At 68.0% G+C, this 12,456-nt stretch carries 9 protein-coding genes and 1 pseudogene; 7 read left to right on the top strand and 3 right to left on the bottom strand.

Annotation, left to right across the window (positions count from 1 at the left end; all coding sequences use genetic code 11):
* Together VN419_RS04725 and VN419_RS04720 are read left to right on the top strand one after the other, a co-directional pair.
* Nucleotides 1–1,392, top strand: a 1,392-nt coding sequence (locus VN419_RS04725; RefSeq protein WP_325644972.1) for a two-component system sensor histidine kinase NtrB, incomplete at its 5' end; no start/stop codon positions are given.
* Entirely contained in the window at nt 1,349–2,788 is a 1,440-nt protein-coding gene (locus VN419_RS04720; protein ID WP_325644970.1) for a sigma-54 dependent transcriptional regulator, read from the top strand. The genes VN419_RS04725 and VN419_RS04720, both read left to right, overlap by 44 nt.
* A 141-nt stretch (nt 2,789–2,929) precedes the next feature.
* On the opposite strand, the gene VN419_RS04715 is transcribed toward VN419_RS04720, so the two are convergent.
* Complete coding sequence (locus VN419_RS04715; RefSeq protein WP_325644968.1) at nt 2,930–3,337, bottom strand: hypothetical protein; 408 nt, start codon at nt 3,335–3,337, stop codon at nt 2,930–2,932.
* Nucleotides 3,338–5,755 (bottom strand): cysteine synthase, encoded by a 2,418-nt coding sequence (locus tag VN419_RS04710; protein ID WP_325644966.1) that lies wholly within the window; start codon nt 5,753–5,755, stop codon nt 3,338–3,340.
* A 92-nt stretch (nt 5,756–5,847) separates the two neighbouring features.
* Between VN419_RS04710 and VN419_RS04705 the strand changes: the two genes are divergently transcribed.
* The 4 genes from VN419_RS04705 (at nt 5,848) to VN419_RS04690 (ending at nt 10,830) form a co-directional block, all read left to right on the top strand.
* The gene (locus VN419_RS04705) at nt 5,848–7,614 is read left to right on the top strand and encodes a motility associated factor glycosyltransferase family protein (protein WP_325644964.1); all 1,767 of its coding nucleotides are present in this window, start codon (nt 5,848–5,850) and stop codon (nt 7,612–7,614) included.
* Nucleotides 7,615–7,727: 113 nt separating this feature from the next.
* Nucleotides 7,728–8,411 carry a phosphatase PAP2 family protein gene (locus VN419_RS04700; RefSeq protein ID WP_325644962.1) on the top strand — a complete coding sequence of 228 codons (684 nt, stop codon included), beginning with the start codon at nt 7,728–7,730 and terminating at the stop codon, nt 8,409–8,411.
* Nucleotides 8,411–10,111, top strand: coding sequence for a glycosyl transferase (locus VN419_RS04695; protein ID WP_325644960.1), 1,701 nt, complete (start codon nt 8,411–8,413; stop codon nt 10,109–10,111). The genes VN419_RS04700 and VN419_RS04695 overlap by 1 nt, the downstream gene beginning before the upstream one ends.
* Before the next feature lie 116 nt (nt 10,112–10,227).
* Nucleotides 10,228–10,830, top strand: a complete 603-nt coding sequence (locus tag VN419_RS04690; protein ID WP_325644958.1) for a BON domain-containing protein — start codon at nt 10,228–10,230, stop codon at nt 10,828–10,830.
* 81 nt (nt 10,831–10,911) lie between these two features.
* Here the strand turns inward: VN419_RS04690 and VN419_RS04685 are convergent, their stop codons facing one another.
* Nucleotides 10,912–11,838, bottom strand: coding sequence for a Gfo/Idh/MocA family oxidoreductase (locus tag VN419_RS04685; protein ID WP_325644956.1), 927 nt, complete (start codon nt 11,836–11,838; stop codon nt 10,912–10,914).
* 176 nt (nt 11,839–12,014) lie between these two features.
* Between VN419_RS04685 and VN419_RS04680 the strand changes: the two are divergent.
* Nucleotides 12,015–12,456: pseudogene (locus VN419_RS04680) on the top strand (lipid-A-disaccharide synthase); the annotation flags it as partial.

Below are 12,456 nucleotides of genomic sequence, written 5' to 3'. Positions count from 1 at the left end.
GGAATGACTCCGGGCTTGCCCGCCGGTATGCCTGCCGAGATGCTGGACGACATGCCGCCCCCGCCGGGCCGCCAGGGCATCGGCCGCTCGCCCGAATTTCCCTCCATGTTCATCATGGCCGGGCTGAACCCCCGCCGCCACCTGGACCAGTTCCAGGCCTACCGCCGCGCGGCCATGCTCCAGGCGGGCTACGTGTTCGGCGCGGCAAGCCTCTTGTGGGTGCTGGCCTTCGCCTACCTGCGCAGACGCGACCAGGCCCTCAAGGCCGCCCGGCTGGAACGCTTCCAGTCCAAGCTGTTGGACAACATGCCCGACGGTCTGGTGACCCTCTCCGCCGACGGCTCCATCCTCTCGGCCAACGGCTCCGCCGCGCGGTTGCTGCTGGCCGAGGGCGCGACCCCGGCCCAGCGCGATGCCGAGAGCCTCACGGGCCGCAACTGGTCCGAGTTCCCCTTCGCCGGGCTGGCCGCGGGGACGGACGCCGCAAAGCCCTACCAGTGGCGGCAGTTCGAGCACGCGGGCAAGGTGGTGGAGATCCTCTCCCTCACCCTCCAGGCCGACGCGTCCTCCGAGGGCGCGGGCGGCGAACGCATGGTGCTCCTGCGCGACCGCACGCGCATCAAGACCCTGGAGGAAGACCTGGCCGAGGCCAAGCGCCTGGCCGCCATCGGCTCCCTGGCCGCCGGCGTGGCGCACGAGATCAGGAACCCCTTGTCCTCCCTGCGCGGTTTCGCCCAGCTCTTCGCCACCAAGCTGAAAGGGCAGGAGCCCCTGGCCTCGTACGCCGCCACCATGGTGCAGGAGGCCGACCGCCTGAACCGCGTGGTGACGGACCTGCTGTTTCTGGCCCGCCCGCGCGACCTGGCCCCGGCCGAGGTGGACCTGAAGCGCATGGCCGAAAGCCTGCGCGGCCTGCTGCGCTTCGACCTGGAGAACAAGGCCGTTACGCCGCTTCTCGAACTGCAGACCGATACGGTCTACGCCGACGAGGACGCCCTGAAGCAGTGCCTGCTGAACCTGCTGGTCAACGCTCTGGACGCCCTGCCCGAAACCGGCGGGCGGCTCACCATCGCCTCCCTCCGGGGCAACCCGGAGGAGGACGGCGCGCCCGGCGTGTGGATCAGCGTGGCCGACAACGGCGCAGGCATGGCCGAGGACGTGCGCGCCAAGGCCTTCGAGCCCTTCTTCACCGACAAGCGCCAAGGCACGGGCCTGGGTCTGGCCATCGTGCAGGGCATAATGCGCGGACACAGGGGCCGCGCGCTCATCGAATCCAAGCCGGGCCAGGGCACCACCCTGCGCCTGTTCTTCCCTGATCCCGAAAGCCGCGAACACGGCGGAGGTCTTGATGTCGACGCAGATGACGGCACTGACGGCAACACAGGCAAATGACCAGCGCACCGCGCTGATAGTGGACGACGAGCCCGGCCACCGCATGCTGGTGCGCGCCGTGCTGGAGGACGCAGGCTGGCGCGTGGCCGACGCCCCCTCGGGCGAGGCGGCCCTGGCCCTGCTGGCCAAGCCCGACGCCCCGCAGCCCCACGTGGCCCTGGTGGACATGAAGATGCCCGGCATGGACGGCATCACCCTCATGCGCGAGCTGCACGTGCGCATGCCCGCGCTGCCCGTGGTGCTCCTCACGGCCTTCGGCAGCGTTGGCGCGGCGGTGGAGGCCATGAAGCTCGGGGCCTTCGACTACCTCACCAAACCGGCGGACAACGACGAGCTGACCGCCGTGCTGGAGAAAAGCTACGAGTACCGCCGCCTGCTGGAGGAGAACGCCCGCCTGCGCTCCGAGCTGCAGGGCGGCGCCACGGACGCCCTGGTGGGCGCAAGCCCGGGCATGGTGCGCGTGCGCGAACTCATCGAGCAGGCGGGGCCCAGCGAGGCCACGGTGCTCATCCTGGGCGAATCCGGCACCGGCAAGGAGCTGGTGGCCGACGGCCTGCACCGGGCCAGCCCGCGCGCCCGCAAGCCCCTCATCAAGGTGAACTGCGCGGCCCTGCCCGCCGATCTGCTTGAAAGCGAACTCTTCGGCTACGTGAAGGGAGCCTTCACCGGCGCGGTGAAGGACAAGCCCGGCCGCTTCCAGCTGGCCAGCGGCGGCACCCTGTTCCTGGACGAGATCGGCGACATGCCCGCAACGCTCCAGGCCAAGCTTTTGCGCGCCCTGCAGGAGAAGATCGTGGAGCCGTTGGGCTCGGTGAAGGCCGTGGAGACCGACGTGCGCATCCTGGCGGCCACCAACCGCGACCTGCGAGCCGACGTGGCCAGCGGCCGCTTCCGCGAGGATCTGTACTACCGCCTGGCCGTGCTGGAGGTGCAGATCCCCCCCCTGCGCGAGCGCACCGGCGACCTGCCCATCCTGGCCGGGCACCTGCTGCGCAAGCTGGGCGCCAAGAATCACAAGGAGATCCGCTCCATCGCCCCGGCCTTTGTGGAGGCCCTTTCGCGCCACAACTGGCCGGGCAATGTGCGCGAGCTGGAGAACGTGCTGGAGCGCGCGCTCATCCTGGCGCGCTCGGACAACCTGGGGCCGGAGCTTCTGCCGCCGCAGATCGCCGGGCTGGTGACGGGCGGCAACTGCGCACCGGGCGAGGCCGGGCAGGCGGTCGGGGTGGACATCTCCGCCGGGCTGCCCGGAGCCATGGAGGACGCGGAGCGCGAGGCCCTGCGCCAGGCGCTGGACGCCTCCGGCGGGCACCGCGAGAAAACGGCCGACGCCCTTGGCATCAGCCGCCGCACCTTGCAGTACAAGCTCAAAAAGTACGGCCTTACGCGGAGATAGAGAGCGGAGAGAGGCCCAGAAACGCGGCGTCCGATGCTCCCGCTCTAAAAACGGCACAGGCCCCTTGGCTGGAAACCATGTTTTCCGGCCAGGGGGCCTGTGCGTTCGGCCGTGCGCCCGCAGCGCAACAACGCCGCAGCCCTAGCCCGCCCGCAGCATCCCGGCCCACACCGGGCCCCAGAAGGTGGTGACGAGCACCAGCACCCACACGCGGCCCTTGAAGATGTTGTAGTCGGCCAGCAGCTCCTCCAGGGGCTTTTTGAGCACCATGAGCCCGAGGAAGAACTCGAAGCAGATGGTCAGCATGGTCCAGAAGGCCCCGATGCGCATGAGCGGCCAGGTTTCCGTGAGGCCAGAGGCGGCCACGAAGAGCTGGATGGCCGCCATGAGCAGCACGCACACGAGGAGCGTGCCCACGACGTGTGCCTTGGCCTCGCCCATGAGCGGTTCCAGCAGCTTCACCCGCAGGGCCCCGCAGATGATGGCGATGCCCGCAAAACCGAGCCAGGCGCACCCGGCCAGGGCCCAAACAAGGCTGGCGCGGTCCATCTAGGACACCTTCCCGGCGGCGCGCGCGCCGCAGTCGCGTCCGCAGGCGTGGCCGCAGGTGCGGGCGTACACGCGCGGACCTTGCGCCGTGTCCTCCACCCGGTAGCCCAGGGCGGCCAGTTCACCGCGCAGGCCGTCGGAGGCGGCGAAATCCTTGGCCTTGCGCGCGGCCTCGCGCTTGGCAACCAGTTCCTGAACATCTCCCGGCAGGCAGGCGCAGGCAATGGGCATCTGGCTCAGGTCCAGGATGCCCAGCACCCCGTCCGCCGCCTCCAGCTGCTTCAGGCAGGCCGAGGCCGAGGCCCCGGTCATCTTGCCGCCGGTCAGCCAGGCGTTGACGCGCTTCACGAAGGTGAACAGCTTGGGCCAGTAGCGGTGCAGGGAAAGGTCGTCCTCCAGCGCGGCGGTGAGCCCGGCCTTGAGTTCGAACACGGCCTGCTCCACGTCCTCGGGCAGGTCGCCCGGCTTGTGGTCCCCTTCGCCCAGGGTCTCCCCCAAAGCCAGGCGCAGGCCGCAGGCGGCCTCCTGCACCTTGTGCCAGTTGCGCGCCCACATGGACAGGCTTTGCCCGGTGGCGGCCAGGGACTTGCGGTAGGACACGGACAAGAGCCACAGGCGCAGCGCGGCAGGCCCGCCCGCGCGCTCCAGCAGGGAGTTCAGGTCCAGGGCCTCGCCACCGGCCTCGGCCTCCACTGCGCCGGTCCCGCCGGTGACGTCGGAGCGCGAGATCTTGCGGTCGGCCAGCCAGGCCTTGGGCTCCACCCCGGCGGCGCTCCAGATGGCGCGCAGGTTCTCCAGGTGCGGAAACTGGTGGTCTTCTCCGGCCACCAGCACGTCCACGCGGCCCAGGGCGGAAAGGCCCGCCACGGCGATCTGCACGAACCAGCTGGGCCGCACGTTGCCCCACTGGGTCTCGATGATGTCGCCCAGCTTCAAATCCTGCAAAGTTGCGCGCTTGAGCAGCGTGAAGTCCAGCGGGTTGTCCTTCACGTAGTCGCCCAAATCCACGGTCTTGCCCACGGAAAGGCCGTCCATGTCCATGAGCTTCATGGCCCCGTAGCGCTTGTCGCGGCGCACGTCGAAGTACACGCTGCGGAGTTTCTCATAGGCCTGCCCCTTGGCCAGCAGCGCGGTGCAGATCTCCAGCGCCTTGGGCACGGAGGCCGAAGCGGGCTCGAAGACCGTTTCCGGCAGCAGGCCCAGGGCCTCGGCCCGAGCCTTGATGCGCGCCAGCACGCCCGCGGCGTAGTCCGCGCGGGAAAGTCCGGCCTCGCGCGCGGCGGCCAGGGTGCGGTCGTCCAGATCGGCCAGGCCCACGGCCAGCTTCACCTGCGCGCCCCGCGCCTTCAGGTGCCGGGCCAGCACATCGGCCAGCACCAGCCTGCGCCAGGCGTCCGGGTCGTCGGGCTCGTCCAGGCTGGGGCCGATGCCGTAGATGTTCAGCTGTCCCGTGGCGTCCAGGTGGACCTTGCCGCCCGTGGCCAGGTTCATCAGCCGCAGGCCGTCCAGAGTCTTGGGCGCAAACAGCGGCGTGGACAGGTAGCGTTCGCCGCCGTCCGGAAAGATCACCACGATGTAGCCGCTCTTGCCCTCGGCCTCGATGCTTGCCGCGAGCTTGAGCGCCCCGGCCAGGGCCGCGCCGGAGCTCATGCCCACAAAGAGCCCTTCCTGGCGCGCCAGTTGGCGGCAGCCCTCGAAGGCCTCCTCGTCCTCCACGTGGAGGATCTGGTCCAGGGCCTTCTTGTTGTAAATGCCCGGCGGATAGGACTCGTGCATGTTCTTGAGGCCCTGGATCTTGTGCCCGGCAAAGGGTTCGATGGCGCAGACCTGCACGCCCCCGTGCTCGTGCATGCGCTTGGCCAGGCCCATGGCCGTGCCCGAGGTGCCGAGGGTGGCCACCACATGGGTCACCGCGCCGCCGGTCTGGGCCAGAATCTCCGGGCCGGTGCCCTCGTAATGGGCGGCGATGCTGGCGGGGTTGTTGAACTGGTCCATGAGCACGTAAGTGTCCGGCTCGGTTCTGGCCAGGCGGTAGGCCAGCTCGATGGCACCGTCGGTGCCGAGCTTGCCCGGGGTGAGGCGGATCTCCGCCCCGTAGCCGCGCATGATGCGCTTGCGCTCCTCGCTGGCGGAGTCGGGCATGATGAGGCACATCTTGTAGCCCTTCACCGCCGCCACCATGGCCAGGCCAATGCCCGTGTTGCCGCTGGTGGCCTCGATGATGGTCTTTTCCGGCGTCAGCTCGCCGCTCTTCTCGGCAGCGGTGATCATGGCCACGGCCACGCGGTCCTTGATGGACCCGCCGGGGTTCATGCTCTCCACCTTCGCCATGATTTTGACGTTCGGGTGGGGGTTCAGGCGGCGTATCTCCACCAGGGGAGTGTTGCCGACAAGCCTCAAAATATCCGTGCGCTCCATCGTATGCCTCTGTCCCGCGGGGGCCCCGGAATGCGGGGGACCGCTGGCCCATGTTTTGCAAAGCCGTCCATCAAACCAGCGAGGTCGGCAATATGACCATGTATCCGTTCCTGAAAGACAACATCACCGCGCTCGAGAAGGCCAGCCCGGCCGTGTACGCTTGGCTTTCGGGCAGCCCTTTCGATGAACAGTCCCTGAAAACCAGCGTCTTTGTCAACAGATGGGGCGCCATTGACTACCGCATGGCCTCTGGAACGGGCCTTTTCGAAAGCATGCCCCCGGGCCTTTTGTACAAGGACTGGCCGGTCATCGAAAAGCCGGACCTCTCCGCCAGCATCGTCATCGGCTGCAACCTGGGCTACGGCCTGAACCACCTCCTGGTCAACACCCCGGACTCGCACAAGATCCTTGTGCTTGAGCCCAACCCCGCGCTGATGCTGGCCTGCCTGGGCCAGACGGACTACCGGCCTTTCTTCGAGAACAAGAAGCTGCACTTCATCACGCCCAACGAGGACCACCTCCAGGAATACATCAAGAACCTGGACCTGCAGTACGTGTACGGCAAAATTTACCTCCGCGCGGACATCCCCAGCCGCCAGCTGGGACCTGAATACTCCCGCTGGATGGACACGGTGAAGAACCGCCTGGAGAACTTCAGCGTGGAGATGATCACCCTGCGCTGCCGCCAGGACGTCATGGTGGGCAACGAGCTGAAGAACTACCGCCGGGCCCAGGCCGACGGCAGCCTGCTGCCCCTGAAGGACGCCGCCCATGGCGTGGGCGCTGTGGTGCTGGGAGCCGGGCCCTCGCTGGCCCGCTTCGCCCCGGAACTGGCCAAGAACCCCGGCTACGCCCTGTACACCACGGCCCTCCAGACCCTGCCGGCGCTGAAGCGTTACGACCTGAAGCCGCATTTCTGCCTGGCGCTGGACTATGACGGCTCCATGCTCTCGGTCTACGACCGCCTGGACGCCGAGTGGGCCAAGGACATTCCGCTCATCTACTCCACCAAGGTCGACCCCGAGGTGGTGCGCCGCTACCCCGGCCCCACCCTGCCCCTGTGGACCATGGGCGGAATGGCCACCTTCGTGCTGCAGGACCGCGAGTTCGTACTGGACGCGGGCGGCAACGTGAGCCTGACCCTGGTGCGCCTGCTGCGCTGGATGGGCGCGGGCAGCATCCTGCTGGTCGGGCAGGACTTCGCCTGGAAGGGCGAAACCACCCACGCCGAAGGCCACCACGCGGCCTCCCTGCAGATTCCCTTTGATCCGGGCATGCACCAGCGCCTCAAGAACCTCTGGGGCGAGGACATCATTTCGAGCATCCAGTACCTGACCAGCAAGCGCGACCTGGAGAACGACCTGAAGAAGGTCCCCTACCGCATCAGCAACCTGTACGGCGGCGGCGTGGTCATCGAAGGCGCGCCCCCGGTGGACCTGGAGGAAGCCCGCAGCACCGGCCTTTTGTCCTCGGCCCCGGCCAGCCGCGAGCGCTTCCTGAACATCCTGGGTCAGGCCCGCGGCCAGTCCAAGGGCTACCGCTTCGAGCCGCGGAGCCACATCTGGACCAGCTCCATCCGCGGGCTGGAGCGGCGCATGCAGAAGCTCTTCCGCCAGTGCGGCCAGAGCCAGAAGGAGATCCACACCCTGCTGGAGCAGGCGCTCTTCTTCGTGCGCCAGGATCCCCTGTACCTGCCCTACCTGTTCAACGAGACCATCGACCTGGCGGGCCTTGCCAAGACGCGGCACTCGTACCACCCGGCGGACTTCTCGGAGTTCAAGCGCATCGGCAAGAGCATTCTGGCCAAGGTGCGCGAGGTGGACCGCTGCGTGGGCGACCAGGACAAGACCGCCGCCTAGCCCGGCCACACACGGAAAACGCCGCGCCCGCCCGGAACGATCCCGGCGGGCGCGTTTGTTTCAATCGCCAGGGCCCGTGTTGCGCCCTCCCGCGAATCGACCTATAAGGCCGCATGCCGCGCACCGCCCCTCAATCCATATCCGCCGCCCCTGTTGTGGTCTGGACCGCCCTGTGCCTGCCGCTGCTCCTCGTGGTGGCCGCCTGTTTCCTGTTCATCGGCGATGAAGCCGCCGTGGCCGCGCATTTCGCCCAGTGGCGGCTGGCACACCCGGATGCGCTGAAGCTCGTAAAGCTCTACACCGACTGGGGCAACCCGGCCATGTACCTGGTGTTCGCGGCCATGCTGGGCCTGGGCCTCAAGCGCGGCCGGGCCGATCTCGTGGCCTGGGCGCTGGCCTACCTCGCGGCGCAGCTGCTGTTCTCCCTCGCCATCGAGCGCGTGCTCAAAATCGGCATCGGCAGGCCGCGCCCCGGCGTGGGCGGGGAGTGCATCCCCTGGTCGCTGGACGGCGCGCACAACTCCATGCCCTCCGGCCACACCACGGAGATGAGCGTCCAGACGGGCACGCTGGCGCTATTCGCCCGTGCGCTCCTGGTGCCCGTGCTGATGGGCCTGCTGCTGGCCGCCATGGGCGCAAGCCGCCTGTTCGTCGGCGCGCACCACCCCAGCGATCTTCTGGGCGGCCTGGTCCTGGGCGGCCTGGGCGGTCTGTTCGCCAGCCGCCTTGCTCCATGGTTAACCCCAAGGCTGGCCACCTTCCTCGCACAACGTTTCGCACTCTTTGGAGGCCGCTGATGCAGCGCCTGTGGGATCTCATCCGTCGCTGGCCCTTTGCGGCCCTGGCAATGCTCACCGCCGTGCAGACGGCGGGCACGCTCTCCTCCCGCGCCCTGTGGTTCTCCGACGAGGTGCGCTACGCCGACGCCTACGCCGGGCTCCTGCGCGGGAAATGGCTGGTGCTGAACCTGAACGGCGTGGCCTACCCGGACAAGCCGCCCGTGTACTTCTGGCTTTTGCGCGCCCTGGACGTGCTTACCGGCACGCCCGACCCGGCGGTGTTCTTCCTGGGCACGGCGGTCAGCGGCCTGCTTGTGCTCTACGCCGTGCTGCTGTGGGCGCGCGTGCTGCGCCTGCCGGACGAAACGGGCCCGCTGGCCGGACTGGTGCTGCTGACCACGCTCTTCTTTGCCGGGCTGCTGCACTACTCGCGCATGGACCTTTTGTTCGCGGCGCTGATCATCGCCGCCCAGGCGGCCTTCTGCCTGGCCTTCCGCCCCGGGGAGGAACACAGGCGGGCCAGACTGGCCGCCCTGGCCATGGGGCTCGCCGCCCTGGCCACCCTCACCAAGGGGCCCCTGGGCCTGGCCTTCCCCATCGTCACCACCATGCTTTTCCTGACCTGGCGGGGCCGCGCGCGGGAGTTCTTCAGCCGCGCGCTTCTGCCCGGTCTGGCCGTGCTCCTCGCCGTGGTCTTCTCCTGGGTGGTGGCGGCCTACTTCGTCCAAGGGCCGCAGTTTCTGCATAAAATTTTCTACGAGCAGATCTTCCAGCGGGCCACCAAGACCTTCCACCACGCCGAGCCCTGGTACTTCTACCTCATCGCCTTTCCGCCCTGCTGGCTGCCCTGGATGCTGGCGCCCGTGGCCCTGCCCGTGCGCAGGCTCTTCAGCGGCGGCTTCTGGAGCGGCCTTTTCGCCGCGCGCAAAGAGACCTCCCCCGCAAGCGACGCCAAAGCCTGGCTGTGGTTCTCCGCCCTCAGCGGGCTTGGCCTGCTTTCGCTTTTGAGCGGCAAGGTGGTGGTATACCTGCTGCCGCAGCTGCCGCCCCTGGCCCTGCTGCTGGCCCTGGCCCTGCAGGACCGCCGCCTGCCCTGGAGCAGGCTTTGGGTCGCAGCCGGGCTTATGTTCTTCGCCTTCGCCGCCGTGGCCACCCAGGGCGAGCGCTTCCTGCCGGTGCCCTTGGAGGTCATCTCGCCCAGCGGCGCACTGCCGGGCGCGCTCATGGTCGCCGGGGGCTTCGCCGCCTGCGGCCTGGGCCTTTTTTTCCTGCGCCGGCAGGATTCCCGTAACGTTTTATTGGCGCTTTCGCTTTTAACCGCCGCCTGGGTGCAGCCCGCCTGCCGCACCCTGGCCCCGGCGCTCGATATCATCATGAGTCCCAAGCCGCAGGCAATGTTGCTTAAAACATACAAGGAACAGGGATACACCCCGGTGGCGCACGATATCTACCAGGGCATTTATTCCTATTATCTCGGCGGCCCGATTCTTGAATCAGCCAACTACGAGGCCCTGGACAAGTTCGTGGCTGAAGAGGACGTGGTGCTGGTGATCAAGAAGCGGAAGTGGGACGCCTGGACCACCCGCCCGGCCCATGTGCTTAAAATCTACGAACAGTGGATGGCCGGACAGCCGTACTATGTGGCCTTGTGCCGCAGGGACGGCAGTCTGCTGCCGCTGCCGCCAGTTCCGGGCCGGGACTGCGTGCGCCAACCATAAGGTGTTGGGCCGCACGGGCCCAGCAAGACAGGCAAGCCATGGGGGCGCCGACCCCCGCACGCGGCAACGGCCTTTCGCCAGCGCCGCAAAACCGGCATCACCCTTGGAGGCTTCCCGTGCGACCCCTCCGTCTGGCCACGCTTTTGTGCCTGCTCGCTTTTTCGGCGGGCGGCTGCGCGACCATGCCGCTCTTTGCGGCCATGGACGTGCTGAACGTGGCCGAGACGAGCAAGACCGGGTACGACATGGCCATGGGCCTCAACTCCCGCAAGAGCCTGGAGCTTGATTCAAGCGCCGACGCCCAGACCGAGGCCCGGCTGCGCGCGGTGCTGGACCGCCAAGGCGGCAACCTGCGCTACGCCATCCCCTATGTGTCTCAGGACCGCGCCTACGTGGTGGGCACCTACGCCGACGACCAGGAACTGGAGCGCGCCCGCAAAGCCATGGGCTCCGTCAAGGGCGTGAGCCTTATCACCCTGTGCCTGTTCCGGGCCGGTTCCGGGCCGCTGCGGCGCGTCAGCGACGGCGAAGTGCGCGACAACATCCTGCGTCTGTCGGGCATCCGCACCCGCGAAGTGCGCGTGCATGTGGTGGAGGGCAACGCCGTGCTCCTCGGCCGCGTGCGCACCAAGGCCGAGGAGGAGCAGCTTCTCGAAAGCGCCCACATCGCCGGGGCCACGCGCATCAAGAACTACGTGCGCGTGTTCGCGGCGAACTGATCCGCCCCCTTCAAGCACAAAAAAACGGCCCGCCGGTTTCCCGGCAGGCCGCATGAATCCTTCAGTTCCGAAAGAATCCGCCTAGGCCTTTCCGCCTCCGGCGAACACCAGCTCGATGATCCTGAGCACCTCAAGGCCATCCTCGCCGCTGATGGGCGTGGGCCGCTTCTCGCGCACGGCCGCCAGGAACTGCGTCAGCTCCTCGCGCATCTGCTCGCGCTGCATCACCGGCAGCTCCTTCACCGTATAGGTCTTGGCCGCGGCGTCAAAGGGGCCGTACTCGCGCACCTGCTGGGCGATCAAGTCCGCCTCGATGAAGCGGTCTTTGCAGGCCGCGCGAATTTTGCGCGAGCGCGCCGGGGTCAGCCAATTGGTCTTGATGTGCCCCAGCACGCCGTTTTTCATGCGCGCGCCGATGAAGGCGCTGTCCTCGTGCGGGGCCAGGGTGGTGGAGTAGACGGCGTTCACGCTCTCGAACTCGGACCCGGAAATGTAGCGCAGGAGGTCGATGTCGTGGGAGCCCAGGTCGCGGATGACGCCCACGTCCTGGATACGCGCCGGGAACGGGCCCACGCGCTCGATCTCGATGGACACGAGGCCCTCGGCCACCAGCTCCTTCACCTTCTGGATGGCCGGGTTGAAGCGCTCGATGTGGCCGACCATGAGCGGCACGCCCTTGGCCTTGGCGGCTTCCACCAGCTCGCGCCCTTGTGCGGCCGTGGCGGCCAGCGGCTTTTCCAGCAAGAGCGCGATGCCGCGCTCGATGACCTTCATGCCCACCTCAAAGTGCAGCATGGTGGGCACGCTGATGCTCACCGCGTCCAGCTCGAGCTTCAGCAGTTCGTCCAGGCTGGTGAAGCCCGGCACGCCGAAGCGCTCCTTGGCCTCATCCAGGTTGGCCTGGGCCAGGTCCATGACGCCCATGACCTGGACGCCCGGCATTTCGCAATAGTTGCGCAGGTGAATCTTGCCCATGGAGCCAAGACCGATGACGCCGACTTTCTGCATGGAACGCTCCGCATTGGGGGTTGTGGGCGCCCTGTGCCTGCGCGGAAAGCGCGCGGCCGGGCAGGCATTTCCTACATGCTCCGGCCGGGCATTGCAACGTGCCGCCCCCCCTGCCACCTGGCGCGCCCCCTGGCGCGCGCCTTGCGCCGGGCCGGGAATCACGGTATTTGTTGCGAATGAGCACACCCGCCAACAGCACCTGCATGAACCCGCGCGGCCCGGTCTGGATCAGCGCGGGCGAGGCCTCCGGCGACATCCACGCGGCCACGCTGCTTTCCGCCCTGCGCGAGGTGGAGCCGAGCCTGACGGCGCTGGGCATGGGCGGCCCGGCCCTGGCCAAGGCGGGCTGCGACCTGCGTTTCCCCATGCGCCTCATCTCCCTGGTGGGGCTGACGGAAGTCCTGTCCGGCCTGCCGCGCATCCTCAAGCTTCTGGCCGATGTGAAAAAGGCTCTCATAGCCGCCCGGCCGCGCGCGCTTATTCTCATCGATTGCCCGGACTTCCACTTCCGCGTGGCGCGCATCGCCAAAAAGCTCGGCATCCCGGTGTATTATTACGTCAGCCCGCAGGTGTGGGCCTGGCGTTCCGGCCGGGTGGAGTTTTTGCGCCGGTTCACGC

The organism is Humidesulfovibrio sp. (assembly GCF_035560995.1).
Taxonomy (GTDB): Bacteria; Desulfobacterota; Desulfovibrionia; order Desulfovibrionales; family Desulfovibrionaceae; genus Humidesulfovibrio.
The sequence above is the reverse complement of the archived record's forward strand: the minus strand, read 5'-3'. Positions and strand labels throughout refer to the sequence as shown.

Bases quoted from the DNA above. Each gene is read 5' to 3' on its own strand.
- VN419_RS04685 (WP_325644956.1), bottom strand. From the start codon at position 11,838: ATGCAGAAAGTCGGCGTCATCGGTCTTGGCTCCATGGGCAAGATTCAC.
- VN419_RS04705 (WP_325644964.1), top strand. From the start codon at position 5,848: ATGACCATGTATCCGTTCCTGAAAGACAACATCACCGCGCTCGAGAAG.
- VN419_RS04720 (WP_325644970.1), top strand. From the start codon at position 1,349: ATGTCGACGCAGATGACGGCACTGACGGCAACACAGGCAAATGACCAG.
- VN419_RS04715 (WP_325644968.1), bottom strand. From the start codon at position 3,337: ATGGACCGCGCCAGCCTTGTTTGGGCCCTGGCCGGGTGCGCCTGGCTC.
- VN419_RS04710 (WP_325644966.1), bottom strand. From the start codon at position 5,755: ATGGAGCGCACGGATATTTTGAGGCTTGTCGGCAACACTCCCCTGGTG.
- VN419_RS04700 (WP_325644962.1), top strand. From the start codon at position 7,728: ATGCCGCGCACCGCCCCTCAATCCATATCCGCCGCCCCTGTTGTGGTC.
- VN419_RS04695 (WP_325644960.1), top strand. From the start codon at position 8,411: ATGCAGCGCCTGTGGGATCTCATCCGTCGCTGGCCCTTTGCGGCCCTG.